Genomic DNA, 22639 nt, shown 5'->3' on the forward strand with positions numbered 1-22639 from the left:
TTTGACCTGCCGGATCTGTCCGGACCGCGTCAAGCTTGCCCTGAACGACCGGATTACCCCGTACGGGTGACGCCCCGGACGAGCGTTCAGGCGCGTCGCCGCGCCGCCTCGTACAGCACGATCCCCGCCGCCACACCGGCGTTCAGCGACTCGGCACCACCCGGCATGGGGATGCGGACGCGGAAGTCGCAGGTCTCGCCGACCAGTCGGGACAGGCCCTTGCCCTCGCTGCCGACCACGACGACGACCGGGCCGCCGAGGGCCTCAAGATCGCCGAGTTCGACCTCGCCGTCGGCGGCGAGACCGACGACCACGATCCCGGCCTTCTTGTACTGCTCCAGCGCGCGGGTCAGGTTGGTGGCCCGGGCGACCGGCGTACGGGCCGCCGTACCGGCGGAGGTCTTCCAGGCACCCGCGGTCATCCCGGCCGCGCGGCGCTCGGGGACGACGACGCCGTGGCCGCCGAAGGCGGAGACGGAGCGCACGACGGCACCCAGGTTGCGCGGGTCGGTGACCCCGTCCAGGGCGACGATCAGCGGGTCCGCGCCCTCGCCGGCGGCGGCGTCGGCGAGGTCCTCGGGGTGGGCGTACTCGTACGGCGGGACCTGGAGGACCAGGCCCTGGTGGTTGAGGCCGTTGGTCATCCGGTCCAGCTCGGGACGCGGGGCCTCCATGAGGTTGATGCCGCCGCGCTCGGCCGCGAGCTGGAGCGCCTCGCGCACCCGCTCGTCGTTGTCGATGAACTGCTGGACGTAGAGCGTGTTCGCGGGCACGCCCTCGCGCAGCGCCTCGACGACCGGGTTACGGCCGACCACCAGCTCGGAGGTGCCCTTGCCGCCCCGGCCACGCGCCACCGGACGGCGCTGGACCTGCTTGGCCTTGGCGCTGGCGATGCGGTTCTTCTTGTGCCCCTTGCGCATCTCGGCGGGCGGCGTCGGCCCCTTGCCCTCCAGGCCCCGGCGCCGCTGGCCGCCACTGCCGACCTGCGCGCCCTTCTTGCCGGACATGCGGCGGTTGTTCGCGGCCATGACCTACCTGTTCTCTGTGTAGCGGTGAACCCAAAAAAGGGCGTACGTCTATGCAGTGTGCCGCCCGGACGGCCGGGCGGCACAATCGATCACTGCGTTCAGCGCGCGCCGAGGTTCCAGCGCGGCCCCTGCGGGCTGTCCTCGATGACCAGTCCGGCCTGTCCCAGCTGGTCCCGGATGGCGTCCGCGGTGGCCCAGTCCTTACGGGCCCGCGCGGCCTCACGCTGGTCGAGCACCAGGCGTACGAGGCTGTCGACCACGCCGTGCAGATCTTCGCCGCGGTCGCTCTCGCCCGCCCAGTGCGGGGCGAGCGGGTCCAGGCCGAGGACGCCGAGCATGGCGCGCACCTCGGCGAGGCGGGCCACGGCGGCTTCCTTGTCGTCGGCGGCGAGGGCGGAGTTGCCCTGCCGGACGGTGGTGTGCACGATCGCGAGCGCCTGCGGGACGCCCAGGTCGTCGTCCATGGCCTCGGCGAACGCGGTCGGCACCTCGGCGGCCGGCTCCACGGCGTGCCCGGCGAGCTCCACCACGCGCTGCACGAAGCCCTCGATCCGCGCGAACGCCGACTCGGCCTCGCGCAGGGCGTCCTCGCTGTACTCGATCATCGAGCGGTAGTGCGGGGTGCCGAGGTAGTAGCGCAGCACGATCGGGCGCCAGGTCTTGACCATCTCGCTGACCAGCACGGAGTTGCCCAGCGACTTGGACATCTTCTCGCCGCTCATGGTGACCCAGGCGTTGTGCACCCAGTACCGGGCGAACTCGTCACCGAAGGCCTTGGCCTGGGCGATCTCGTTCTCGTGGTGGGGGAAGATCAGGTCCAGGCCGCCGCCATGGATGTCGAAGGCCGAGCCCAGGTACTTGTGGGCCATCGCCGAGCACTCCAGGTGCCAGCCGGGCCGTCCCCGGCCCCACGGCGTCTCCCAGCTCGGCTCGCCCGGCTTGACCGACTTCCACATCGCGAAGTCCCGGGGGTCCCGCTTGCCCGTCTCGCCCTCGCCGGAGGGCTGGAGCAGGTTGTCCAGCTCCTGGTTGGACAGGCGCAGGTACTCCGGGAAGGACTTCACGTCGAAGTAGACGTTGCCGTCGGCCTCGTAGGCGTGGCCGCGCTCGATCAGGCCGCGCATCATCTCGACCATCTCGGTGACATGGCCGGTGGCTCGCGGCTCGTACGTCGGCGGCAGGCAGCCGAGGGCGGTGTAGCCGTCGTTGAACGCGCGCTCGTTCTCGTAGCCGATCGACCACCACGGGCGGTTCTGGTCCGCCGACTTGGTGATGATCTTGTCGTCGATGTCGGTGACGTTGCGGATGAACGTGACGTCGTAGCCGCGGTACTCGAACCAGCGGCGCATGATGTCGAAGTTCAGGCCGGACCGGATGTGGCCGATGTGCGGGGCCGCCTGCACGGTGGCGCCACACAGGTAGATCGAGACACAACCCGGCGTGAGCGGGGCGAAGTCACGGATCTGCCGGGCGCTGGTGTCGTACAGGCGAATAGTCACGATGCCTAGGGTAGTGGGCCGGGGACGGTGCCCTCACCCCTCTCCGAACGCTGCTTTGACGACCAACGCCGTTGCCACCGCCATCAGGCCTTCCTCCCGGCCCGGGAAGCCCAGTCCGTCCGTCGTCGCGCCCGAGACCGACACCGGTGCCCCCGCCGCCTCCGACAGCAGTTTCTGCGCCTCGTCCCGGCGCTTGCCGATCTTCGGTCTCGGGCCTACGACCTGCACCGCGATGTTGCCGATGACGAAACCGGCCTCGCGGACGATGCGGGCGGCCTCCGTCAGGAGGGTCACCCCGGAGGCACCGGACCACTCGGGGCGGCCGGTGCCGAAGTGCCGGCCGAGGTCACCGAGACCGGCGGCGGAGAAGAGCGCGTTGCAGGCGGCGTGCGCGACGACGTCGGCGTCGGAGTGACCGGCGAGACCCGGGCCCTCGCCCTCCCATTTCAGGCCCGCGCACCACAGCTCGCGGCCCTCCTCGAAGGCGTGGATGTCGGTGCCGATGCCCACCTGGGGCAGGGGGTACCGCTCAGAAGCCATCGTTGAGCCTCCGGCGTGCCAGGACCGCCTCGGCGAGGACCAGGTCCAGCGGGCGGGTCACCTTGAAGGCCTCCTCGTGGCCGGGCACGACCACGACGGTGAGGCCGAGCTGCTCGACCATGCCGGCGTCGTCGGTGACCTGGTCGGTGACCGTCTCGTGGGCGCGGACCAGGGTCGCCCGGTCGAAGCCCTGCGGGGTCTGCACCGCCCGCAGCCGGGCCCGCGGCGGGGTGGCGACGACCGGTTCGGGCTCGCCCGGCGTCCCGGCCGGTTCGACCTCCTTGACGGTGTCGGCGAGCGGCAACGCGGGCACCACCGCGGGGGCGCCGTCCCGTACCGCCTCGATGACGGCGTCGACGGTGTCCACCGGGACGAGCGGGCGGGCCGCGTCGTGCACCAGGACGATGTCGTACTCGGGCGGCAGCGCGTCCAGCCCGAGCTTCACGGAGTCCTGGCGTTCGGCGCCGCCGGGGACCACCAGGAAGTCGGTGCGCTCGGGCAGCGCGTGCGCGTCGAGCAGGGATTTCACCTCGGCGGCGCCGTCGGGCGGGGCCACGACGACGACCAGGGAGACGGCACGGGACGCGGCCATCGCGTGCACCGCGTGGATCAGCATGGGGGTGCCGCCCAGCGCACGGAGCGCCTTGGGGGCGCCGGGACCGAGGCGTACACCCCGGCCGGCGGCCGGAATCACGGCAGCCGTGCGAGCGGTCGGACTGGCCTGCGCGGGCGAAGGGCGCGATTCGTCAGACATCGGTTCCTGTCAGGTTTGTGTGCTGGCCTGGCGTGGGTATGGCCTGGGAAGTGCCGGGCGCGACGCCTTGACCGGACCCTTCCGTGACACCGGTCGAGCCAGCTGCCCGGGCCCGGCACGCCAAGTATCGGGGGGAAGTCCTCCCGAAGGTGTCCTTTGGATGGACGGCTTGGGTGGACGGCTGGGTGTACGACCTTGGTCGGCACTCATATACGTCATATATGCGAACATGCCGCAGCGCCCGGCGACGGCAAACGTCATCGGGCACCGCGGCACTTTTCTTGACTAACGCAGCAATGTGGGCTGACCGCCTACAGCGGGCGTCAGGATGCGAGGACCTCGTCGAGGAGGGCCTCCGCCTTGTCCTCGTTGGTGTTCTCCGCGAGGGCCAGCTCGCTCACCAGGATCTGGCGGGCCTTGGCGAGCATGCGCTTCTCACCAGCGGAGAGTCCGCGCTCGCGCTCACGACGCCACAGGTCACGCACGACTTCCGCGACCTTGATGACATCGCCGGAGGCGAGCTTCTCCAGATTTGCCTTGTAACGACGCGACCAGTTCGTGGGCTCCTCGGCGTACGGCGCGCGCAGCACCTCGAAGACCCGGTCCAGCCCGTCCTGACCGACCACATCACGCACGCCGACGAACTCCGCATTGTCCGCTGGCACACGTACCGTCAGGTCACCCTGGGCGACCTTCAGCACCAAGTAGGTCTTGTCCACGCCTTTGATCTGGCGAGTTTCGATGGCCTCGATCAGCGCGGCCCCGTGATGGGGATAGACCACGGTGTCGCCAACCTTGAACGTCATGTGACAGGTACCCCTTCCGTGGCTATCCAGGGTAACACGGAAACTGCGGGTTCTGAATGGCGTTTTCGCAGGTCAGGGCATATCTCGGGGCTTGACAACAGCAACAGGAACGTGCTGCGCGGGCCGACCGGAAGAAGGTATTCGCAGGTCGGAGCGGCTCTCCAGGGGACGTGAAACGCGCACGTCACACACTTCCGGCAGCCCTCCCAGGCGGATGAACATCCCGATATGTCCGGTTCCAGTTGTGCGACTTCCGCTAGTCCGTTCGGCGTCCCGAGTCGGGTACCGGACGATTCCATAATTGATCACGAGGGGCGGTCGAGGCACGGTCGGTGATCAATTTCCGGTGGGTCGTGCATTCCTTCACGGAAATTTCGCGGGCCGGTGTCGTGGGTATGCCCACGGGACTTATGTGAATGGCGGACCAGGACGACCGCAAAGTGACCGGCGGGTCACTTGTGGGCGCCGGGACGGGTGAAGACGGAGGCACTTACCGCGCCCAGGGGAGGGTCGGGTGCGGCCGCGCGGGAACGGCTCGGTAACCTAAGGCCGCTGACAGACACTTAGGGCGGCTTTACGCGCCCGCCCCGTTCGAGTCAAGGAGTTGCCGCCGCCGTGAGCAGCAGCCTTCGACGCGGCGCCCTCGCCGCGGCCGCCATCACGTTCTCGATTCTCCCGCTCGCCGCGTGCGGCGCCGGCAACAACGCACAGACCCTGGAGATCCAGCCGGACAACGCGGCCACCACGGTCGGCGACATCAAGATCCAGAACGCCGTCGTCATCACCCAGCCGGACCCCGAGGCCAGCGGCCCGGCCGCCGTCTCCGCGACGCTGTTCAACACGGGCACCAGCGCCCAGAAGCTGGAGTCGATCACCGTCGACGGGGCCGACGGGCCGGTGGCGCTGAAGGCCGCCAAGGGCCGGAGCCTGAACATCCCGGCCGGCGGTTCGCTGATCATCGGCGGCGCGGACAACGCGTCCGCGGTGCTGGAGGCCACCCCGGAGTCCGTCCAGGACGGCGCCGCGCAGGAGGTGACCTTCACCTTCAGCACGACCGGTGACGTGAGCCTGCAGGCCTTCGTGGTCCCGGCCGAGAGCTACTTCACCGGCTGGGGCCCGACCGAGGTCCCGGCGGCGCCGAGCGAGGACACCGCGTCCCCGACCGGTGAGCCGACGGGCGAGGCGACCGGCGAGGCGACGGGTGAGGCCACCGGCGAAGCCACGGGCGAGGCCGCCGACGGCGCCTCCGGCACCCCGACCGACGCCGCCTCGGCGTCGTCGAGCGCGTCCCACGAGGCCGCCGGCCACTGAGCCGACGTAGCAGCACGCAAGAAGGCGGGCCCCCTCTGTGGAGAGGGGGCCCGCCTTCGTCGTATCGCTACGCGCTGGTCTACGGCTCGAACTTGTAGCCGAGGCCCCGGACCGTCACCAGGTATCGAGGCGCGCCCGGGTCCGGCTCGATCTTTGCTCGGAGGCGCTTGACGTGGACGTCCAGGGTCTTGGTGTCGCCGACGTAGTCGGCGCCCCAGACGCGATCGATGAGCTGCATGCGGGTCAGGACGCGGCCCGCGTTGCGCAGGAGCATCTCCAGGAGGTCGAACTCCTTGAGCGGGAGGTCGACCTTGGAGCCGGAGACCGTGACCACATGACGGTCGACGTCCATACGGACCGGACCCGCCTCCAGCGCGGCCGGGGTGACCTCCTCGGGCTCGCCGCGGCGGCGCAGCACGGCCCGGATACGGGCGACCAGCTCGCGCGAGGAGAACGGCTTGGTGACGTAGTCATCGGCTCCTATTTCCAGGCCGACCACCTTGTCGATCTCGCTGTCCTTGGCGGTCACCATGATGACGGGGACGTTGGAGCGGCCGCGCAGCTGGCGGCAGACCTCCGTGCCCGGCAGGCCGGGCAGCATCAGGTCGAGGAGGACGAGGTCGGCGCCGTTGCGCTCGAACTCGTCGAGTCCGTCGGGCCCGGTGGTCGCGACCGCGACCTCGAAGCCCTCCTTGCGGAGCATGTACGACAGGGCGTCTGAGAAGGATTCCTCGTCCTCGACGACGAGCACTCGGGTCACGGATGGACCTCCGGGGCGGAAAGCGTTTGGTACGCGGCTGACTCGGGGGGTGTGTCGTGGGACGGGTCGGCGGGGCGCCCGGCCTCGTCGTCGAGGACGGGATGCTGCTGAGCTCGGTCGCGGGCCGCGCCCGCCTCCGGCAGTCTCAGGGTGAACGTGGAGCCCTGTCCCTCGGAACTCCACACCGTGACCTCCCCGCCGTGCGAGGCGGCCACGTGCTTGACGATCGCCAGCCCGAGCCCCGTACCGCCGGTGGCACGGGAGCGGGCCGGGTCGACGCGGTAGAAGCGCTCGAAGATGCGCTCCTTGTCCTTGTCGGAGATGCCGATGCCCTGGTCGGTCACGGCGATCTCGATGTGGTCCCCGCCGGGCGCGGTCAGCCGGCGGGCGGCGATACCGACGCGGGTGCGGGCCGGGGAGTAGTTGACGGCGTTCTCGACGAGGTTGCCGAGGGCCGCGGCGAGCTGGCCGCGGTGACCCCAGATGCTCAGGTCGGCGGTGCCGCCGGCGGCCATGGTGATCTGCTTGGTGCCGGCGGCGTGCCGGCAGCGGTCGATGGCCTCGGCCACCAGTTCGTCGACCCGAACGGGTTCGGCGTCATCCAGCGGGTCGTCGTTCTGGACCCGGGAGAGGTCGATCAGCTCCTGGACGAGGTTGGTGAGCCGGGTCGCCTCGATCTGCATGCGCCCCGCGAACCGCTCCACCGCCTCCGGGTCGTCCGAGGCGTCCATGACGGCCTCGGAGAGGAGGGAGAGCGCGCCCACGGGGGTCTTGAGCTCATGGCTGACATTGGCGACGAAGTCGCGCCGTACCGCCTCTATCCGCCGGGCCTCGGTGAGGTCCTCGACGAGCAGGAGCACCAGCCGGGAGCCGAGCGGCGCCACTCTGGCGGAGACCGCGAGGGCCTCGCCGCGGCCGCCGCCGCGCCGGGGCAGATCCAGCTCGACCTGGCGTATCTCGCCGTCGCGCCGGGTGTCCCGGGCCATCTGGAGCATCGGTTCCACGGAGAGCCGGCCGCCACGCACCAGCCCGAGGGCGTACGCGGCGGAGCTGGCCTTGACGACGGCGTCGGCCTCGTCCAGTACGACCGCGGAGGAGCGGAGCACGGACAGCACCGTGTCGACGCCCGGGGGCAGTACCGGGTCGGTGTGCAGGGAGGTTCGGGTGGGTCGCGCCTGGTCGCGTTCGCTCCAGCGGAACGCCAGCATGGCGATGACACCGGTGAGTACCCCGGCGATCGCTGCCGCTGCGGCGACCGCCGCGTTCACGTCCATGCATCCAGGTTAGGCACGCCTGCGGTCATGGCCACAGCCATCGGACTGCGACCTCGAACACTCGTCGCCCAGAGTTCACCCAGGAGCCAGCAATGGTTCATTTGAGGTGGCGGAAACGGACGCGTGCAGGTCAGAGGGTATGAGCGTGGGGTGCGATAGCGCCGGTTCAGCAGGACGTGCACACTGGCCCCGGCCCCCGGAACCCCCAAGAACACGTACGAGAGGGAACCCTCATGCGGGACGCGTACCACGAGGAACTTGACTCGATCAGCGACAGCCTGGTGGAGATGGCCCGGCTGGTCGGGTCGGCGATCGGACGCGCCACGACCGCCATACTCGACTCCGACCTCAAGCTGGCGGAGAGCGTGATCGAGGCGGACCAGAAGGTCGACGATCTCCAGCACGACCTGGAGGCGCGCGCGATAGCCCTGCTCGCCCGGCAGCAGCCGGTCGCCACGGATCTGCGGATCGTGGTCACCTCGCTGCGGATGTCGGCGGACCTGGAGCGCTCCGGCGACCTGGCCCAGCACGTGGCCAAGCTGACCCGGCTGCGGTACCCGGAGCGGGCGATCCCGCACGACCTGCACGCCACGATCCTGGAGATGGGGCAGCTCGCGCAGCGCCTGATGGCGAAGGCGGCCGAGGTGATCATCACGAAGGACGTCGACCTGGCGCTCCAGCTGGAGACGGACGACGACGAGATGGACCTGCTGCACCGCACGCTCTTCCAGCACCTCATGGACGAGCGCTGGAAGCACGGCATCGAGACGGCCGTGGACGTGACGCTGCTGGGCCGCTACTACGAGCGGTTCGCCGACCACGCGGTGGCCGTGGCCAAGCGTGTGGTGTTCCTGGTGACGGGTGAGCACGCCGACGAGCTCCAGCAGGACATCCAGCCGGTGGCGGGCGTCGAGGGCGCCTGACCGCACTCGGGGGCGTGCGGCGGAGCCTCCGTGCGCCGTTGATGCGCCGCGTGGGGCGGGCATGCAATGGGGAAAGAGGCACCGGCCTCACCGAGGAGGGACCATGGCCGACTCCCCCAACCCCACGCCCGACCCCACGCAGGAACGCCGGACCGAAGAGCCCGCCGAGATCAGGAACCTGACCCTGATCGCCGCGTGCGGCTGCGGTTCGGGGTGCGGCTGCGGGTGCCAGTCCGGCAACCCGTGCCAGTGCGGTTGACCGTTCTACGACGGTGAAGGGCCCCGGCATCGCGCCGGGGCCCTTCATCGTGCTGCCGCCGCCGGTCGGGCGCAGCATGGAAGGAAGAGCCGGAGGAGACCGGAAGGAGTCGTGCCATGGCGCGGTTCATGGACGTACACCACGGAATGCAGGGCATCACATCCGACGAGCTGATGGCGGCCCACAGGGCGGACCTGGCGATCGAGAAGGAAGAGGGAGTCCACTTCGAGCGGGCCTGGGCCGACCCGGAGTCCGGGATCGTCTACTGCCTCTCCGAGGCACCCTCGGCGGAAGCGGTCCAGCGCATCCACGAGCGCACCGGTCACAAGGCCGACGAGATCCACCCGGTGCCGTTGTCGGTATAAGGGAGGCGATGGGCCATGACCCGATTCATGGACGTCCACCACGGGATGCAGGGCATCACGGCGGACCAGCTGCGCGAGGGTCACGAAGCGGCGGTCGCGATCGAGAAGGAGGCAGGCGTCCACTTCGAGCACGCCTGGGCCGACCCGGAGTCCGGCACGGTCTACTGCCTCTCCGAGGGCCCCTCGGCGGAAGCCGTGCACCGGGCCCACGAACACGCGGGCGCAACCCGCCCGGACGAGATCCACGCGGTACCCCTGGCCGTGTGAGCACCCCGACGACAAGGCCCCCACCGGCGGAGAATCCACCGGCGGGGGCCTTGGCCGTGAGCGTGGTTACTTCTTCTTGCCCTGGTTCTTGACCGCCTCGATGGCGGCCGCGGCCGCCTCGGGGTCGAGGTAGGTGCCGCCGGGGTTGAGCGGCTTGAAGTCGGCGTCCAGTTCGTACGACAGCGGGATGCCCGTGGGGATGTTCAGGCCCGCGATGTCGGCGTCGGAGATGCCGTCGAGGTGCTTGACCAGGGCGCGCAGGCTGTTGCCGTGGGCGGCGACCAGGACCGTGCGGCCCGCCAGGAGGTCGGGGACGATGCCGTCGTACCAGTAGGGGAGCATGCGGACGACGACGTCCTTCAGGCACTCCGTGCGCGGGCGCAGCTCCGGCGGGATGGAGGCGTAGCGCGGGTCCTCGGACTGGGAGAACTCGGTGCCGTCCGCAAGGGCCGGCGGCGGGGTGTCGTAGGAGCGGCGCCAGAGCATGAACTGCTCCTCGCCGAACTCGGCGAGCGTCTGGGCCTTGTCCTTGCCCTGGAGGGCGCCGTAGTGGCGCTCGTTCAGGCGCCAGGAGCGGTGGACCGGGATCCAGTGGCGGTCCGCGGACTCCAGGGCGAGCTGGGCGGTGCGGATCGCGCGCTTCTGGAGGGACGTGTGGACCACGTCGGGGAGAAGACCGGCGTCCTTCAGGAGTTCACCGCCGCGGACCGCCTCCTTCTCGCCCTTCTCGTTGAGGTTGACGTCCACCCAGCCGGTGAACAGGTTCTTCGCGTTCCATTCGCTCTCGCCGTGGCGGAGGAGGATCAGCTTGTACGGTGCGTCGGCCATGGGAAGGAGCGTAATCGAACCCTCTGATCGGTTGCGCCCCCGACCAGAACGCGGACGGTTGACGGGATCTGCTAATTGAGTAGCCCCCGGGCGCCGAGGCTTCGTAAGTTGTCGTTGCCGCCTACGCCACTTACACCACCCGGGGGATCCCCATGTCCGTCGCCGCCCTGAGACGTGCCGCCCGGGAGTCCGTCTCGGGGCTGCCGCGGGAGTTCTGGTGGCTGTGGACCAGCACCCTCGTCAACCGGCTCGGCGGCTTCGTCGCCACCTTCATGGCCCTGTATCTGACGCTGGACCGCGGCTACTCCGCCTCCTACGCCGGTCTCGTCGCCGCCCTCCACGGCCTCGGCGGGGTCATCTCCTCGCTCGGCGGCGGGGTGATGACCGACCGGCTCGGGCGGCGCCCCACGCTGCTGATCTCGCAGAGCGCCACCGCCCTCGCCGTCGCCGCGCTCGGGTTCGTGCAGCACCCCGTCGCCATCGCGTGGGTCGCCTTCCTGGTCGGCATGGCCTCCAACGCCTCCCGGCCGGCCGTGCAGGCGATGATGGCCGACATCGTCCGGCCCGAGGACCGCGTCCGCGCCTTCTCGCTCAACTACTGGGCCATCAACCTCGGTTTCGCCGTCTCCTCCATGGCCGCCGGGTTCATCGCCGAGTACAGCTACCGGGCCGGGTTCGTCATCGAGGCCGCCATGACCTTCGTCTGCGCGATCGTCGTCTTCCTCAAGGTGCCCGAGTCCCGGCCCGAGCGCACCGCGACAGCGAAGGCCGAGGAGGCCGCCGTAGGTCTCGGGACCGTGCTGCGGGACGGGCGGTTCATGGGGCTCGTGGGGTTGTCGTTCCTCATCGCGCTCGTCTTCCAGCAGGGCTCCGTCGGACTGCCCGTCGCCATGGGCGACGCCGGATTCACCGCGGCCGACTACGGCATGGCCATCGCCGTCAACGGGTTCCTCATCGTCGTTCTCCAGATTCCCGTCACCCGGTTCATCGAGCACCGGGATCCGCGGCGGCTGCTCGTCATCTCCTCGGTCCTCGCGGGGTACGGCTTCGGGCTCACCGCCTTCGCCGGGTCCGTCGGGGTGTTCGCGCTCACCGTCTGCGTCTGGACCCTGGCGGAGATCGTCAACGCCCCGACCCAGACCAGCCTGGTCGTCCGGCTCTCCCCCACTCATGGCCGCGGCCGCTACCAGGGCATGTACACGATGTCCTGGGCCGTCGCCTCCCTCGTCGCGCCGCTGATGTCGGGCCTGGTCATCGACCGGTACGGGGCGGAGTGGCTGTGGGGGCTGTGCGCGGTGATCGGGACGCTGGCCGGGCTCGGGTACGGCGTCCTGATGCGGCGCCTCCCGGTCGAGGAGCCGGTCGCCATGGTTCCGGCCCGCTCCGAGACCGCCGCCGCCTGATCCCCTCAGTGGTGCATCCGCGCCCCCTTCACCACCTTGTCCACCGCGTTGCGCGGGCCGTACACCGCGAGCCCCACCAGGTCCAGGTCGCCCGTGGACACGGCCCGTACGGCGGCCCGGTTGTCGCGGTCGTTGCCGGTGGTGAACAGGTCGGAAGTGAAGACGGCCCGGGGCAGCGCGCGGGACAGCGCACGCGCGTGGGCCGCCTTCAGCGTCTCCTTGGAGCCCTCGAAGACCAGCACCGGCTGCCGGAACATCGGCAGATACGCCACCGCGTCGGCGTCCTCGTACGGCTCCCCGATCACCTCCGGGATCTCGGTCCCCAGGCCGCTGACCAGGAACGCGGTCACGTTCAGCCGCTGCCAGGGCTCCAGGTCGTCCCGCAGGACCACGGCGATCTTCGTGTCGAATCGGACAGGCTGCACGCTTCGGAAAGGCTGCTCGCTCATACTCCGAGACTGCCGACCGCCCGACGCCCGCGTCTTGTACGTTTTTTGCATGGCCGCGCAGCCCGAGGTGACCGCCTGGCGTCCCCGTGTCCCGGGGGTCGTGGAGGTCTTCCACGCGCACTTCACCGAGTACGCCTACCCGATGCACGTCCACGAGGCCTGGACCCTGCTGATCGTCGACGACGGCGCCGTCCGCTACGACCTCGACCGGCACGAGCACGGCACCCCGCACGACACGGTGAGCCTGCTGCCGCCGCACGTCCCGCACAACGGCTCCCCCGCCACCCCGCACGGCTTCCGCAAGCGGGTGATCTACCTGGACACGACCCGTCTTGACGACCGGCTCATCGGCGCCGCGGTGGACACCCCCGACCTGCGCGACCCGCTGCTCAGGCACCGCGTGGGCCAGCTGCACACCGCCCTCGCCCGCCCCGGTGAGGAGTTGGAGGCGGAGAGCCGGCTCACGCTCGTCGGGGAACGGCTGCGGGAGCATCTGCGGGCGACGCCACAGGCGCAGGGCGGGGACCGCCCCGACCCCGCCCTCGCCCGCCGCCTGCGCGAACTCCTCGACGAACGCGTCGTGGAGGGGCTCGCACTGGAGGAGGCGGCGCAGCTGCTGGAGGCACATCCCGCCCATCTCGTACGGACGTTCAGCGGCGCCTACGGCATCGCCCCGCACCAGTACCTGACCTCGCGCCGGGTCGAGCGGGCCCGCCGGCTGCTCCTGGCGGGCGCCCGCCCCGCCGACGCGGCCCTCGGCACCGGCTTCTACGACCAGGCCCATCTCACCCGGCACTTCCGGCGTCTGGTGGGGGTGACCCCGGGCCGCTACCGGGACAGTTCGACCTGAGCCTCGTACAGATTGCGGGGCCGTACGGCGTCCGTCGTGCCGTACAGCTCCAGGCGGGTGTTCAGGTCGCCGGTGAAGTCGGGGACGTCGATCTGGTCGAACTCGCGGACCTCGTTGATGCCGACCGTGGCGCTGCAGGGGGCGAGTCCGTCGAGTTTCATCAGGCCCGCGCGGCCGTTGGTGACGCGGATGTTCCAGTGGGTGAAGCGGGCGCCGAAGAGGGGCCCGGCGCTCGCGTCGCCGCCGTGGCGGCCGTTGTTGTTCACCGTGATGTCGGTGCGGACGTTGGCGAAGGGCAGTCCGCGGTGGCTGTCGAAGGTGCCCATCTCCATGACCCCGCGCGACCAGACGTTGTACGAGGACAGGCCCTCGACGTTGATGCCGTGCAGTTGGGTGCCGGACGGGGCCGGGGTGGTGCGCTGTTCGATCGTGAAGTCCTCAATGAGGTTGTCGTGCGAGCCCTCGCGGCAGAAGTACGGGTGGTGCGAGCCGCGGCCCGCCACGCGCGTGCGGCGCAGGGTGCAGGCGGAGGCGGCGACCAGGCCGAAGCCGTTGTCGACGTGCCGGACGGTGACGTCGTCCGCCCAGCAGTCGTACGCGCACTGGAAGGTGACGCCGTTGAAGCCCTTGTCGAGGAGGTGCGGCTGCTGCGGGGTCTCCGTCGCCTCCAGGGTGAGCCCTTCGACGCCCGAGCCGGTCAACTCCTCGGCGTGGGTGGTCAGTCGGGGGTCCCATTCGGGGCGGATATCCAGCGGGAGGGGGCGTTCGAGGGTGATACGGCGGCCCTGTACGCGGGTGACGCGGACCGGCCACTCGTAGGGGACGTAGGAGGTCAGTTTCGTCTTGTCGTCCCAGGAGTACGCCTCGGTGCCGGGGCCGCCGCCGCACATGTGCTCCAGCAGGGTGTGGTCGGCGTCATCGGCGAGGCGGAGCAGGACGAGGGCGCCGGGCCTGAGGGGGCGGGGGTCGGCGACGGTGATCGTCCAGGAGCCCTGGCGGGCCGGTTCGACGGTGGTGAGGGTGCTCCACTCGTCGCGCTTGTTGCCGGTCCAGCCCTCGAACGGCCACGCCTTCGCGCGGATCGCGTCGGTCAGGGACCGCCAACGGGCCTCCGGAGCCAGCCAGATCAGGCCCCCGGCCCAGGACCAGGAGGACTTGTCGCCGCCGTAGCGGGAGCCGTAGACGCCGATCAGCTCGGTGAGGTGCCTGGTCGCGTACAGCGTCGTACGGGCGCTGCCGGCGCCGCGCAGGACGACGTTCGAGTGGCCGAGGCGGATCACGTCGTCGATGCGGAAGGTGCCGGGCGGGATGAGCACCGTGCCACCGCCGGCCCTTCCGGCGGCGGCGATGGCACGGTTGATCGCGGGAGCGCAGTCCGTCGTGCCGTCGGGGACGGCGCCGAAGTCGGTGACGCTCGTGACGGGGCGCGGGCGGGTGGTCCTGGCGCGGCTGCCGGCCCGGCCGACGTAGGGGATCTGCGGGTGGTCGAAGGGGCTGCGGGTGAACTCCCGCCAGAGGGCCGGGACTTCGGCCGCCCGCGCCGGTCCGGCCGTCGCGCCGAGGGCCACCGCGGTGGCGCCGATCAGGAATGCGCGTCTGCCGATGTTCCCGTGGTTCATGTCCAGCCACCCCTTCATATTCATGGATATGAACGACGTTCAGGAATGTGCTGGCCGTGAGCATGCCACGGAGCCCCTGGGCGGGGAAAGGGGTGTGCGTGAGCGACGAGCGCGTTACGGGCGCTCGGTCAGATGCTTGAACGCGTCCAGATTGCGGGTCGACTCACCGCGCGCCACGCGCCACTCGTACTCCCTGCGGATGGCGCTCGCGAAGCCCAGCTCCAGCAAGGTATTGAAGGCGCCGTCGGCGGCCTCCAGGGTCTGACCGAGCAGCCGGTCCAGCTCCTCGCCGGTGACCGCCGAGAGCGGGAGCTTGGCGGCGACGTAGACATCGCCGAGGTGGTCGACGGCGTAACTGACGCCGTACAGCTTGAGGTTGCGCTCCAGGAGCCAGCGGTGGACGCCGGACTCGTTCTCGTCGGGGTGGCGGATGACGAAGGCGTTGAGCGACAGGGAGTGGCGGCCGAGCAGCAGGGACACGGTGGTCGACAGCTTGCGGGTGCCGGGCAGCTTGACCACGTAGGTGCCGGGGTCGGGGCTCTCCCACTCCAGCTCCGCGTCCTGGAGGAAATCCTCTACGACCTGCCGCGCGTCACCCATGGTGGGAGCGTACGCGACGGCGGTGGGCCTGGGTCGCGGCCGTGTAGACGTCCGCCGTGGCGGCGGCCGCGGTGTCCCAGCCGAAGGACTGGGCGTGCCGGGCCGCGGCGGCGCCCATCCGGGCGGTCAGCTCCGGGTTCTCGGCGAAATCGAGCAGCACGCGCGCGTACTCGGCGGGCTGGTGGCCGCGTACGAGGAAACCGGTCCGCCCGTCGTGCACGGCCACCGGCAGTCCGCCGACCGACGCCGCCAGCACCGGGGTGCCGGCCGCCTGGGCCTCTATGGCGACCAGGCCGAAGGACTCGCTGTAGGAGGGCATGACGAGGACCGAGGCGGCCCGGAACCAGTCCGCGAGCTGCTGCTGGCCGACGGGCGGACGGAACCGCACCACATCGGCGATGCCCAGGCGGGCCGCCAGCTTCTGGAGCCCCTCGGGCTTGGCGAGGCCGCTGCCGCTGGGGCCGCCGACGACCGGGACGATGATGCGCGAGCGCAGCTCGGGGCGCTGGTCGAGCAGGACGGCGACCGCGCGGAGCAGGACGTCCGGCGCCTTCAGGGGCTGGATGCGACCCGCGAAGAGCGGGATCAGGGCGTCCTGGGGCAGGCCGAGGCGGGCGCGGGCTGCGGCGCGGCCGTCGGCGGGCGCGAAGCGGTCGAGGTTGACGCCGGGGTGGACCACGGCGACCTTGTCGGGGGCCGCGTGGTAGTGGCGGACGAGTTCGTCGGACTCCTCGGCGGTGTTCGCGATGAGGCGGTCCGCGGCGGCCACGATCTGGGTCTCGCCGATGACCCGGGCGGCGGGCTCGGGGGTGTCGCCCTCGGCGAGGTTGGCGTTCTTGACCTTGGCCATGGTGTGCATGGCGTGCACCAGGGGGGTGCCCCAGCGCTGGGCGGCGAGCCAGCCGACGTGGCCGGAGAGCCAGTAGTGCGAGTGGACCAGGTCGTAGTAGCCGGGGCGGTGACCGGCCCAGGCCTGCATCACACCGTGAGTGAAGGCGCAGAGCTGGGCTGGGAGTTCCTCCTTGGCCAGGCCCTCGTAGGGGCCCGCGTCGACGTGCCGGACGAGGACGCCCGGGGCCATCTCGACGGTGGGCGGGAGGGCGGCGGTGGTCGCGCGGGTGAAGATCTCGACCTCGATGTTGATCGCGGCGAGGCGCTGCGCGAGCTCCACGATGTAGACGTTCATGCCGCCGGCGTCACCGGTGCCGGGCTGGTGGAGCGGTGAGGTGTGCACGGAGAGCATCGCGACCCGGCGGGGGCGGCGGTGCAGCCGCAGCCGGGAGGGTGCCGCCGGGGAGCGACGCCCGAGCCTGCTGACGTAGTGGCTCACGTGGCGTTCCTCCTCGCTGCGGGCATGCCTTTGGGAGGACGTGCGGGCCCTCCACGGGGGTGCAACACCGGAGGCGGCGGCTCCATTTCCGGCGGAGGGTTCTTTGCCGAATCATTACCGCTGATCGCTCAACCGTTCGATGCCCGGTTGCGTGCCGATACCCTCGTACGCATGACAGCCCGCGCCGCCTCCCGCCCCGTAGGCACGGTGACGCGCGGGACCACCAACCCCAACCGCCTGCGCCGCATGGACCGCTGGATCGCGGCGACGCACGGCGCCGAGCTGCGCCGGGCCGGGGATCCCGTCGCGGTCGATCTCGGCTACGGCGCGGCCCCCTGGACGGCCGTGGAACTGCTCGGGCGACTGCGAACCGTCGCCCCGCGCGCGCGGGTGGTCGGCGTCGAGATCGAACCGGCCCGGGTCGCGGCGGCCCGCCCCTACGAGCGCGCCGGACTGGTCTTCCGGCACGGCGGGTTCGAGATCCCCCTCGCCGGGCGGCCGATGCTCGTCCGGGCCGCCAATGTGCTGCGCCAGTACGAGGAGGGCGAGGTCGCCGCCGTGTGGGAGCGGCTGTGCGCGCGGCTCGCCCCGGCCGCGAACGGCTCGCGGGGCGGACTGCTGGTCGAGGGGACCTGTGACGAGATCGGGCGCCGGCACGTGTGGGTCGCGCTCGGTCCTGAGGGGCCGCGCACGGTGACCTTCGCGACCCGGCTCGGGTCGCTGGAGCGCCCCTCGGATCTCGCCGAAAGGCTGCCGAAGGCGCTCATCCACCGGAACGTGCCCGGCGAACCGGTGCACGCCTTCCTGCGGGACTTCGACCGCGCCTGGGCCGCCGCCGCGCCCTACGCCTCCTACGGCGCCCGACAGCGCTGGATGCGCGCGGTGCGGGATCTGACGGCCGACTGGCCGGTGACGGACGGGCCGGTGCGGTGGCGGCAGGGGGAAGTGACGGTGGCGTGGGGGGCGTTGGCGCCGGTCCGGTGAGAGCCGTAGGACCGGCTCGCCCCCTGCGACCTGCGGGGAACGATCTCCGTGAGTCGTTCGTCACATAGGCGGGGAGATCGTCATGACGGGGCGGGTAAGGGGGGAAGCAGCAGGATGCACAGCCTCTGTCGTTTTACGTCGGGACATGGCACCATCCCCCAGACGTCCGTAAGTTACTGACGGTAAATCAGGTTGGGGGAAGTGGTATGGGTACGGGCAGGCGCAGCCTCATCGCCGCTGCCATCACCGTGGTCTGCGCGGTGACCGTCCTGGCGGCACCGGGCACCGCCTTCGCGAGTCCGACGCCCACACCCACGCCCAGCACCAGCGCGACGCCCACCCCGACTCCGGTCACCAACGCGGAGCTTGAGGCCGTACGCAAGAAGCTGGACCGGCTCTATCACGACGCCGCCGTCGCCACCGACGCGTACAACCTCGCCGAGGAGAAGGCCGAGAAGCAGTCGGCCGAGATCGTGGCGCTGGCGAAGAAGATCGTCCAGGGCAAGAAGAAGCTGGACGAGCTGAAGAAGCGGGCCGGCGCCGCGGCCGCCGCGCAGTACCGCAGCGGCGGACTGCCCGACGAGGCCAAGCTGATGCTCAGCGACGACCCCCAGGAGTTCCTCGACGGCGCGGGCCGGGTGATCCAGGGCGAGCGCGCCACCAAGGGGCTGCTCGGCGAAATGACCCGCACCCAGGAGGACTTGGAGCAGTACTCCAAGGACGCCTCCGCCCAGTGGGAGAAGCTGGAGACCAACCGCAAGGCCAAGGCCAAGGCGAAGGCGAAGATCAAGAAGCAGATCAAGGCCGCCGAGGAGCTGGAGTCGGAGCTGGAGGCGGAGGAGAAGGAGCGCCTCGCCGAGCTGGAACGGCAGGCCGCCCACGAGGCCCAGACCGACTGGCTGGACTCCGGGATACTCGACGAGATCGACGGCAAGGCGACCGCGCAGGGCAAGAAGGCCGTGGCGTACGCCACCGCACAGTTGGGCAAGCCGTACGAATGGGGCGCCGAGGGGCCGGACACCTTCGACTGCTCCGGGCTCACCTCACAGGCCTGGGCCGCGGCGGGACAGCCGATTCCGCGCACCTCGCAGGAGCAGTGGAAGCAGCTCAAGCGCATCGACATCAAGGACATGCGGCCCGGTGACCTCATCATCTACAACGACGACGCCAGCCATGTCGCGATGTACGTCGGGGACGGCGCGATCGTGCACGCCCCGCGGCCGGGGCGCACGGTGACGGTCGCGGGGGCCGGTTCGATGCCGATCCTGGCGGTCGTACGGCCGGGCGCCTGAGACCGAAGTCACCCTAAATGTCCGGGTGGTGACCGGGGCCACGTGACGCACCGCACCCCAAATGCCGCCCCAAACCCGGGGTGGACGTGACGTTCGTCATTCCTCGGCGCCCAGCACCCTGCCCAACTGCGGTACGGAACGCGGCATATGACAGCGGCCAGCCGCGGGGCGGCGTGGCCTGCACCATTCCTTTGCGGTGCCGACTACCGCTATGGTCCCCGTCGGTGGGTCGAGGTCCCTCGTCCCCGCCATGCCCTCGGGGGGAGGGAAGGAACCCAAGACGATGCCCGTACCCGTACCGCGGCAGAGAGCGATCCCGGCCGTGGAGAGTGGTCAGGCGCCGACGGCCGCACCCATCAACGGCGGCCCCTCGGCCGAGCCGGCCCCGCGCCCGGACAACACGGGCGAGCACACCGAGAACACGCACCACACCGGTGCCAACGGCGCCGCGCACCCCCATCTGACGCTGCTGCTGATCGAGGACGATCCCGGCGGCTCCACGGTGCTGCCCGAGCTGCTCGACCGCTCCGGCAGGCCGATCCGCGTCCGCACCGCCCGCAACCTCACCGAGGCCGAGCGGCTGCTGACCGACGACGTCCACTGCATCCTGCTGGACCTGGCGCTGTCCGCGCCCGGCCGCGGCGACGACAGTGACGAGCTCGCCGTGCTCAAGCACGTGCTGGAGCTCGCGCCCCGGCACGCCGTCCTCGCCCTCACCGCGTCCGGTGACGCGGAGCGCGGCGCGGAGGCGGTGCGGGTGGGCGCCCAGGACTATCTCCACCGGGACGAACTGGACGGCCGGCTGCTGAGCCGCGCGATCCGGTACGCGGTGGAGCGGAAACGTTCCGACTCCGCGGAGCGGCGTCTCGCCGAGGGCCGCGTCCGCGCCCAGGAGAACCGCCGCCTGGAGCGTGGGCTGCTGCCTACGCCGCTGCTGGAGGGCTCACCGCTGCGGTTCGCCGCGCGCTACCGGCCCGGCCGGTCGCGGGCGCTGCTCGGCGGTGACTTCTACGACGTCGTACGGACCTCCGACGGGACCGTGCACGCGATGATCGGTGACGTCTGCGGACACGGGCCCGACGAGGCCGCGCTCGGTGTCGAGCTGCGGATCGCCTGGCGGGCGCTGACGCTGGCCGGGCTGTGCGGGGACGAGCTGCTGGGGACGCTTCAGCAGGTGCTGGAGCACGAGCGGGCGGACGACGAGATCTTCGCGACACTGTGCACCGTTGACATCGCGCCGGACGGTCGTCGTGCCGGGCTGTGTCTGGCCGGGCATCCGTCGCCGCTGCTCGCCCGGCCCGGACGGGCGGCCCGGCTGCTTCCGTATGAGAAGAACGGGCCTGCGCTGGGTCTGCTGCCTGGGGCCCGGTGGCCTCGGACGCAGGTCGAGCTGGGGGCCGAGTGGAGCCTGATGCTCTATACCGACGGGCTGATCGAGGGACGGATCGGCGAGGGTCGGGAGCGGCTGGGGCAGGACGGGATGGTGTCCATGGTTCGGCGGCAGCTGGCGGAGGGGTTGCAGGGCGAGGCTCTGCTCCGGGCCGCGGTGAACGAGGTGCGGGACCTCAATGGCGGCGAGCTGACCGATGACGTGGCTGTGTTGCTGCTGGATCGGGTGGCGTGAGCAGCGGTTCGGCGCCGTTGCGGGGGCTGTCGTAGGCCGTCTGCGGGTTCGTCGTGGCTGGTCGCGCAGTTCCCCGCGCCCCTGATGGGGCGCGCTCCCCGTACTCCTGGTTCAGCGGCCGCCGTTCCACGGCCCGTAGGGGCCATCGCTGCTGGAGCCGCGGCGCTGGTTGCGGCCACCACCGGGCAGCGAGCGCAGTGCCGGGCGGACGTCGACCATGTAGACGATCGTGGCGATGAGGCCGATGATCGGCAGGAACGACAGGATGTTGAAGATCAGGTTCACCACGAAGGCGAGGGCGAGGATGATCAGCCAGAACGGCTTGGTCTTCTTGTCGGCCGCACGGTAGGCGTCCTCGCGGCGCGTGGCGGCGTCGATCAGCGCGAAGCCGCTGAAAAGGATCAGGGCCATGCTCAGCAGCCACATGAAGTTTGCGAAGCCCTGCATCAGCACAACGTCCACCACCCGACTCGGCTCGTCCCTACGCGGTCACCGTACCCGCAACCGCCCGCCCGCTACCCGGTCAACGGGCCGAGCACCCGGTAAGTGCCCGACCCGTCCGGTTATCGCCCCGGGCGCCGCTTACTTCGCCGGCGGGGTCGTCTTCTTCGCGGTGGCCTTGCGCGGAGCGGACTTCTTGGCGACGGGCTTCTTCGCCGGAGCGGCCGCCGTGGCGGGCTTGGCCTCGGCCGGCTTGTCCGCCTTGGCCTCGTCCTTGACCTCGACGGGCTCGGCCTTCGGCTCGACGGCCACGGCCAGCTCCTCGATCTCCTCGGCCACCTCGCCGCGCCAGGTCTTCACGGCCTGCTCGCCGTGCTCGGCGACCTTCTCGTAGGTCTCGCGGGCCTTGACGGCGTACTCGGCGGCCACGCCGACGCCGCGCAGCGCGATGTCCTGGGCGGACTCGCCGAGCTTCTTGAGGTCGGCGTCGAGGGTGGTGCCGAGCTTCTTCAGGTCGCCGTCGAGGGTGCTGATGAACTCGTTGACCCGGGCCTGGAGGGTCTCCTGCGTCTCCTTGACGCGGGCGCCGGCCTCCTTGGCACGGGCGGCGGCCCGCTCCTGGACGGCCTTGGGGTCGGTGCCGCGCACGGCCTCGATCCGGGCCGGGGCCTCGGCGCGCAGCTGCTCCACCAGGCCGGGGACCTTCTTTGCCTGCTGGAAGGCCAGGTCCGCGGTGCCGGCGGCGAAGTAGAGGGGAGTCGGGTCGCTGAAGGTCTTGCGGAGGTCGTCGGTGATGGCCATGGTGCTGGTCCTCCCGGGTCGCTTGGAGCTGAGGGTTTTGTGGTGAGGTCCCGCCGGGGCGGTGCGACGGCGGCCGGTTGCCCGGCTCAGCCGGCCGACTGCCGCGGCTCCCGCGGGTCCTCGGTGTCGTCCGGTGCGTTCTGCGGATCGAGCGGGTCTGACGGATCGAGCGCATCGAGCGTTTCCGGCGCATCCGGCACGTCGTCGTGCCCGTGACGCGCCACGTCGGTGTCCTCGGCCGCCGTGATCCCGAAGCCGTTCTCCTTGCGGAACGACTCGTAGATCTGGAGCAGCACCTGCTTCTGCTGCTCGGTCAGCGTGGGGTCGGCGAGGATGACGGCGCGCGTCTCCACCTCGTCCCGGTCCCGTTCGGCGTCCAGGATCCCGGCCCGCACATACAGCGTCTCGGCGGAGATCCGCAGCGCCTTGGCGACCTGCTGGAGCACCTCCGCGCTCGGCTTGCGCAGCCCGCGCTCGATCTGGCTCAGATACGGATTGGACACCCCGGCGGCCTCGGCGAGCTGCCGCAGCGAGAGCTGGGCGTTGCGCCGCTGCTCGCGCAGGTACTCACCGAGATTGCCGACGTTGAGCGTTGCCATACCCCCACCTTGCCCCAGTCGCGCTAACTATTG

At 70.9% G+C, this 22639-nt stretch carries 25 protein-coding genes; 10 read left to right on the forward strand and 15 right to left on the reverse strand.

The genetic code is table 11. The annotated features are described in order from the left end of the window. Positions 1-86 precede the first annotated feature (86 nt). The 5 genes from rlmB to STRCI_RS19025 all read right to left on the reverse strand — a co-directional run bounded on the left by rlmB (position 87) and on the right by STRCI_RS19025 (position 4627). Complete coding sequence (gene rlmB / locus STRCI_RS19005) at positions 87-1028, reverse strand: 23S rRNA (guanosine(2251)-2'-O)-methyltransferase RlmB (protein ID WP_269660159.1); 942 nt, start codon at positions 1026-1028, stop codon at positions 87-89. A 98-nt stretch (positions 1029-1126) separates the two neighbouring features. Further along, positions 1127-2527, reverse strand: a complete 1401-nt coding sequence (gene cysS / locus STRCI_RS19010) for a cysteine--tRNA ligase (RefSeq protein ID WP_269660160.1) — start codon at positions 2525-2527, stop codon at positions 1127-1129. A 33-nt stretch (positions 2528-2560) separates the two neighbouring features. Beyond that, the gene (ispF, locus tag STRCI_RS19015) at positions 2561-3067 is read right to left on the reverse strand and encodes a 2-C-methyl-D-erythritol 2,4-cyclodiphosphate synthase (RefSeq protein WP_269660161.1); all 507 of its coding nucleotides are present in this window, start codon (positions 3065-3067) and stop codon (positions 2561-2563) included. Then, complete coding sequence (ispD, locus tag STRCI_RS19020) at positions 3057-3821, reverse strand: 2-C-methyl-D-erythritol 4-phosphate cytidylyltransferase (protein ID WP_269660162.1); 765 nt, start codon at positions 3819-3821, stop codon at positions 3057-3059. The genes ispF and ispD overlap by 11 nt, the downstream gene beginning before the upstream one ends. 323 nt (positions 3822-4144) lie before the next feature. Continuing rightward, positions 4145-4627 carry a CarD family transcriptional regulator gene (locus STRCI_RS19025; protein ID WP_003953493.1) on the reverse strand — a complete coding sequence of 161 codons (483 nt, stop codon included), beginning with the start codon at positions 4625-4627 and terminating at the stop codon, positions 4145-4147. A gap of 615 nt (positions 4628-5242) precedes the next feature. Here STRCI_RS19025 and STRCI_RS19030 point away from each other — a divergent pair. Next, positions 5243-5938, forward strand: a complete 696-nt coding sequence (locus STRCI_RS19030; RefSeq protein WP_269660163.1) for a copper chaperone PCu(A)C domain-containing protein — start codon at positions 5243-5245, stop codon at positions 5936-5938. 79 nt (positions 5939-6017) lie between these two features. Here the strand turns inward: STRCI_RS19030 and phoP are convergent, their stop codons facing one another. Both phoP and phoR read right to left on the reverse strand, forming a co-directional pair. Next, the gene (gene phoP / locus STRCI_RS19035) at positions 6018-6689 is read right to left on the reverse strand and encodes a two-component system response regulator PhoP (protein ID WP_004000192.1); all 672 of its coding nucleotides are present in this window, start codon (positions 6687-6689) and stop codon (positions 6018-6020) included. Positions 6690-6694: 5 nt separating this feature from the next. Then, positions 6695-7972, reverse strand: coding sequence for a two-component system sensor histidine kinase PhoR (phoR, locus tag STRCI_RS19040; RefSeq protein ID WP_015659562.1), 1278 nt, complete (start codon positions 7970-7972; stop codon positions 6695-6697). A 233-nt stretch (positions 7973-8205) separates the two neighbouring features. Between phoR and phoU the strand changes: the two genes are divergently transcribed. The 4 genes from phoU to STRCI_RS19060 all read left to right on the forward strand — a co-directional run bounded on the left by phoU (position 8206) and on the right by STRCI_RS19060 (position 9786). Continuing rightward, positions 8206-8895 carry a phosphate signaling complex protein PhoU gene (gene phoU / locus STRCI_RS19045; RefSeq protein WP_015659561.1) on the forward strand — a complete coding sequence of 230 codons (690 nt, stop codon included), beginning with the start codon at positions 8206-8208 and terminating at the stop codon, positions 8893-8895. Positions 8896-8998: 103 nt separating this feature from the next. After that, positions 8999-9154: a hypothetical protein gene (locus tag STRCI_RS19050; RefSeq protein WP_269660164.1), complete on the forward strand. Its 156-nt coding sequence runs from the start codon at positions 8999-9001 to the stop codon at positions 9152-9154. A 116-nt stretch (positions 9155-9270) separates the two neighbouring features. After that, a complete protein-coding gene (locus tag STRCI_RS19055) occupies positions 9271-9519 on the forward strand; it encodes an SCO4226 family nickel-binding protein (protein ID WP_269660165.1) in 249 nt (82 codons plus the stop codon). 15 nt (positions 9520-9534) lie between these two features. After that, complete coding sequence (locus STRCI_RS19060; protein ID WP_269660166.1) at positions 9535-9786, forward strand: SCO4226 family nickel-binding protein; 252 nt, start codon at positions 9535-9537, stop codon at positions 9784-9786. Between the two features lie 66 nt (positions 9787-9852). Here the strand turns inward: STRCI_RS19060 and STRCI_RS19065 are convergent, their stop codons facing one another. Next, entirely contained in the window at positions 9853-10614 is a 762-nt protein-coding gene (locus STRCI_RS19065; protein ID WP_269660167.1) for a phosphoglyceromutase, read from the reverse strand. 152 nt (positions 10615-10766) lie between these two features. On the opposite strand from STRCI_RS19065, the gene STRCI_RS19070 reads away from it, so the two are divergent. Continuing rightward, complete coding sequence (locus tag STRCI_RS19070) at positions 10767-12017, forward strand: MDR family MFS transporter (RefSeq protein WP_269660168.1); 1251 nt, start codon at positions 10767-10769, stop codon at positions 12015-12017. 5 nt (positions 12018-12022) lie between these two features. Here STRCI_RS19070 and STRCI_RS19075 read toward each other — a convergent pair whose 3' ends face one another. Beyond that, positions 12023-12466: a DUF2000 domain-containing protein gene (locus tag STRCI_RS19075; RefSeq protein WP_269660169.1), complete on the reverse strand. Its 444-nt coding sequence runs from the start codon at positions 12464-12466 to the stop codon at positions 12023-12025. A 49-nt stretch (positions 12467-12515) separates the two neighbouring features. Here STRCI_RS19075 and STRCI_RS19080 point away from each other — a divergent pair, with 49 nt between their 5' ends. After that, positions 12516-13316, forward strand: coding sequence for a helix-turn-helix transcriptional regulator (locus STRCI_RS19080; RefSeq protein WP_269660170.1), 801 nt, complete (start codon positions 12516-12518; stop codon positions 13314-13316). On the opposite strand, the gene STRCI_RS19085 is transcribed toward STRCI_RS19080, so the two are convergent. The 3 genes from STRCI_RS19085 to mshA all read right to left on the reverse strand — a co-directional run bounded on the left by STRCI_RS19085 (position 13295) and on the right by mshA (position 16865). Beyond that, entirely contained in the window at positions 13295-14935 is a 1641-nt protein-coding gene (locus STRCI_RS19085; protein ID WP_269660171.1) for a glycosyl hydrolase family 28-related protein, read from the reverse strand. The two genes, STRCI_RS19080 and STRCI_RS19085, sit on opposite strands and share 22 nt — an antisense overlap. Positions 14936-15049: 114 nt before the next feature. Next, positions 15050-15535, reverse strand: coding sequence for a type III secretion system chaperone family protein (locus STRCI_RS19090; RefSeq protein WP_269660172.1), 486 nt, complete (start codon positions 15533-15535; stop codon positions 15050-15052). Continuing rightward, positions 15528-16865: a D-inositol-3-phosphate glycosyltransferase gene (mshA, locus tag STRCI_RS19095; RefSeq protein WP_269660173.1), complete on the reverse strand. Its 1338-nt coding sequence runs from the start codon at positions 16863-16865 to the stop codon at positions 15528-15530. The genes STRCI_RS19090 and mshA overlap by 8 nt, the downstream gene beginning before the upstream one ends. A 171-nt stretch (positions 16866-17036) precedes the next feature. On the opposite strand from mshA, the gene STRCI_RS19100 reads away from it, so the two are divergent. The 3 genes from STRCI_RS19100 (at position 17037) to STRCI_RS19110 (ending at position 20765) form a co-directional block, all read left to right on the forward strand. Then, positions 17037-17849: a class I SAM-dependent methyltransferase gene (locus tag STRCI_RS19100; RefSeq protein ID WP_269660174.1), complete on the forward strand. Its 813-nt coding sequence runs from the start codon at positions 17037-17039 to the stop codon at positions 17847-17849. Positions 17850-18055: 206 nt separating this feature from the next. Then, entirely contained in the window at positions 18056-19141 is a 1086-nt protein-coding gene (locus STRCI_RS19105; RefSeq protein ID WP_269660175.1) for a C40 family peptidase, read from the forward strand. Between the two features lie 283 nt (positions 19142-19424). Then, complete coding sequence (locus tag STRCI_RS19110) at positions 19425-20765, forward strand: PP2C family protein-serine/threonine phosphatase (protein WP_269660176.1); 1341 nt, start codon at positions 19425-19427, stop codon at positions 20763-20765. Positions 20766-20876: 111 nt separating this feature from the next. Here the strand turns inward: STRCI_RS19110 and STRCI_RS19115 are convergent, their stop codons facing one another. The 3 genes from STRCI_RS19115 to STRCI_RS19125 form a co-directional block, all read right to left on the reverse strand. Continuing rightward, positions 20877-21212: a DUF2516 family protein gene (locus STRCI_RS19115; RefSeq protein WP_269660177.1), complete on the reverse strand. Its 336-nt coding sequence runs from the start codon at positions 21210-21212 to the stop codon at positions 20877-20879. Between the two features lie 135 nt (positions 21213-21347). Beyond that, positions 21348-22007 (reverse strand): hypothetical protein, encoded by a 660-nt coding sequence (locus STRCI_RS19120; RefSeq protein WP_269660178.1) that lies wholly within the window; start codon positions 22005-22007, stop codon positions 21348-21350. Positions 22008-22093: 86 nt separating this feature from the next. After that, complete coding sequence (locus STRCI_RS19125) at positions 22094-22606, reverse strand: helix-turn-helix domain-containing protein (RefSeq protein WP_269660179.1); 513 nt, start codon at positions 22604-22606, stop codon at positions 22094-22096. Positions 22607-22639 lie beyond the last annotated feature (33 nt).

Origin of the sequence: Streptomyces cinnabarinus (assembly GCF_027270315.1) — a bacterium.
Taxonomy (GTDB): Bacteria; Actinomycetota; Actinomycetes; order Streptomycetales; family Streptomycetaceae; genus Streptomyces; species Streptomyces cinnabarinus.

Coding starts and splice junctions, on each gene's coding strand:
- rlmB (WP_269660159.1), bottom strand. CDS start 1,028: ATGGCCGCGAACAACCGCCGCATGTCCGGCAAGAAGGGCGCGCAGGTC.
- ispF (WP_269660161.1), bottom strand. CDS start 3,067: ATGGCTTCTGAGCGGTACCCCCTGCCCCAGGTGGGCATCGGCACCGAC.
- ispD (WP_269660162.1), bottom strand. CDS start 3,821: ATGTCTGACGAATCGCGCCCTTCGCCCGCGCAGGCCAGTCCGACCGCT.
- STRCI_RS19025 (WP_003953493.1), bottom strand. CDS start 4,627: ATGACGTTCAAGGTTGGCGACACCGTGGTCTATCCCCATCACGGGGCC.
- phoR (WP_015659562.1), bottom strand. CDS start 7,972: ATGGACGTGAACGCGGCGGTCGCCGCAGCGGCAGCGATCGCCGGGGTA.
- phoU (WP_015659561.1), top strand. CDS start 8,206: ATGCGGGACGCGTACCACGAGGAACTTGACTCGATCAGCGACAGCCTG.
- STRCI_RS19050 (WP_269660164.1), top strand. CDS start 8,999: ATGGCCGACTCCCCCAACCCCACGCCCGACCCCACGCAGGAACGCCGG.
- STRCI_RS19055 (WP_269660165.1), top strand. CDS start 9,271: ATGGCGCGGTTCATGGACGTACACCACGGAATGCAGGGCATCACATCC.
- STRCI_RS19060 (WP_269660166.1), top strand. CDS start 9,535: ATGACCCGATTCATGGACGTCCACCACGGGATGCAGGGCATCACGGCG.
- STRCI_RS19065 (WP_269660167.1), bottom strand. CDS start 10,614: ATGGCCGACGCACCGTACAAGCTGATCCTCCTCCGCCACGGCGAGAGC.
- STRCI_RS19070 (WP_269660168.1), top strand. CDS start 10,767: ATGTCCGTCGCCGCCCTGAGACGTGCCGCCCGGGAGTCCGTCTCGGGG.
- STRCI_RS19075 (WP_269660169.1), bottom strand. CDS start 12,466: ATGAGCGAGCAGCCTTTCCGAAGCGTGCAGCCTGTCCGATTCGACACG.
- STRCI_RS19080 (WP_269660170.1), top strand. CDS start 12,516: ATGGCCGCGCAGCCCGAGGTGACCGCCTGGCGTCCCCGTGTCCCGGGG.
- STRCI_RS19085 (WP_269660171.1), bottom strand. CDS start 14,935: ATGAACCACGGGAACATCGGCAGACGCGCATTCCTGATCGGCGCCACC.
- STRCI_RS19090 (WP_269660172.1), bottom strand. CDS start 15,535: ATGGGTGACGCGCGGCAGGTCGTAGAGGATTTCCTCCAGGACGCGGAG.
- STRCI_RS19100 (WP_269660174.1), top strand. CDS start 17,037: ATGACAGCCCGCGCCGCCTCCCGCCCCGTAGGCACGGTGACGCGCGGG.
- STRCI_RS19105 (WP_269660175.1), top strand. CDS start 18,056: ATGGGTACGGGCAGGCGCAGCCTCATCGCCGCTGCCATCACCGTGGTC.
- STRCI_RS19110 (WP_269660176.1), top strand. CDS start 19,425: ATGCCCGTACCCGTACCGCGGCAGAGAGCGATCCCGGCCGTGGAGAGT.
- STRCI_RS19115 (WP_269660177.1), bottom strand. CDS start 21,212: ATGCAGGGCTTCGCAAACTTCATGTGGCTGCTGAGCATGGCCCTGATC.
- STRCI_RS19120 (WP_269660178.1), bottom strand. CDS start 22,007: ATGGCCATCACCGACGACCTCCGCAAGACCTTCAGCGACCCGACTCCC.
- STRCI_RS19125 (WP_269660179.1), bottom strand. CDS start 22,606: ATGGCAACGCTCAACGTCGGCAATCTCGGTGAGTACCTGCGCGAGCAG.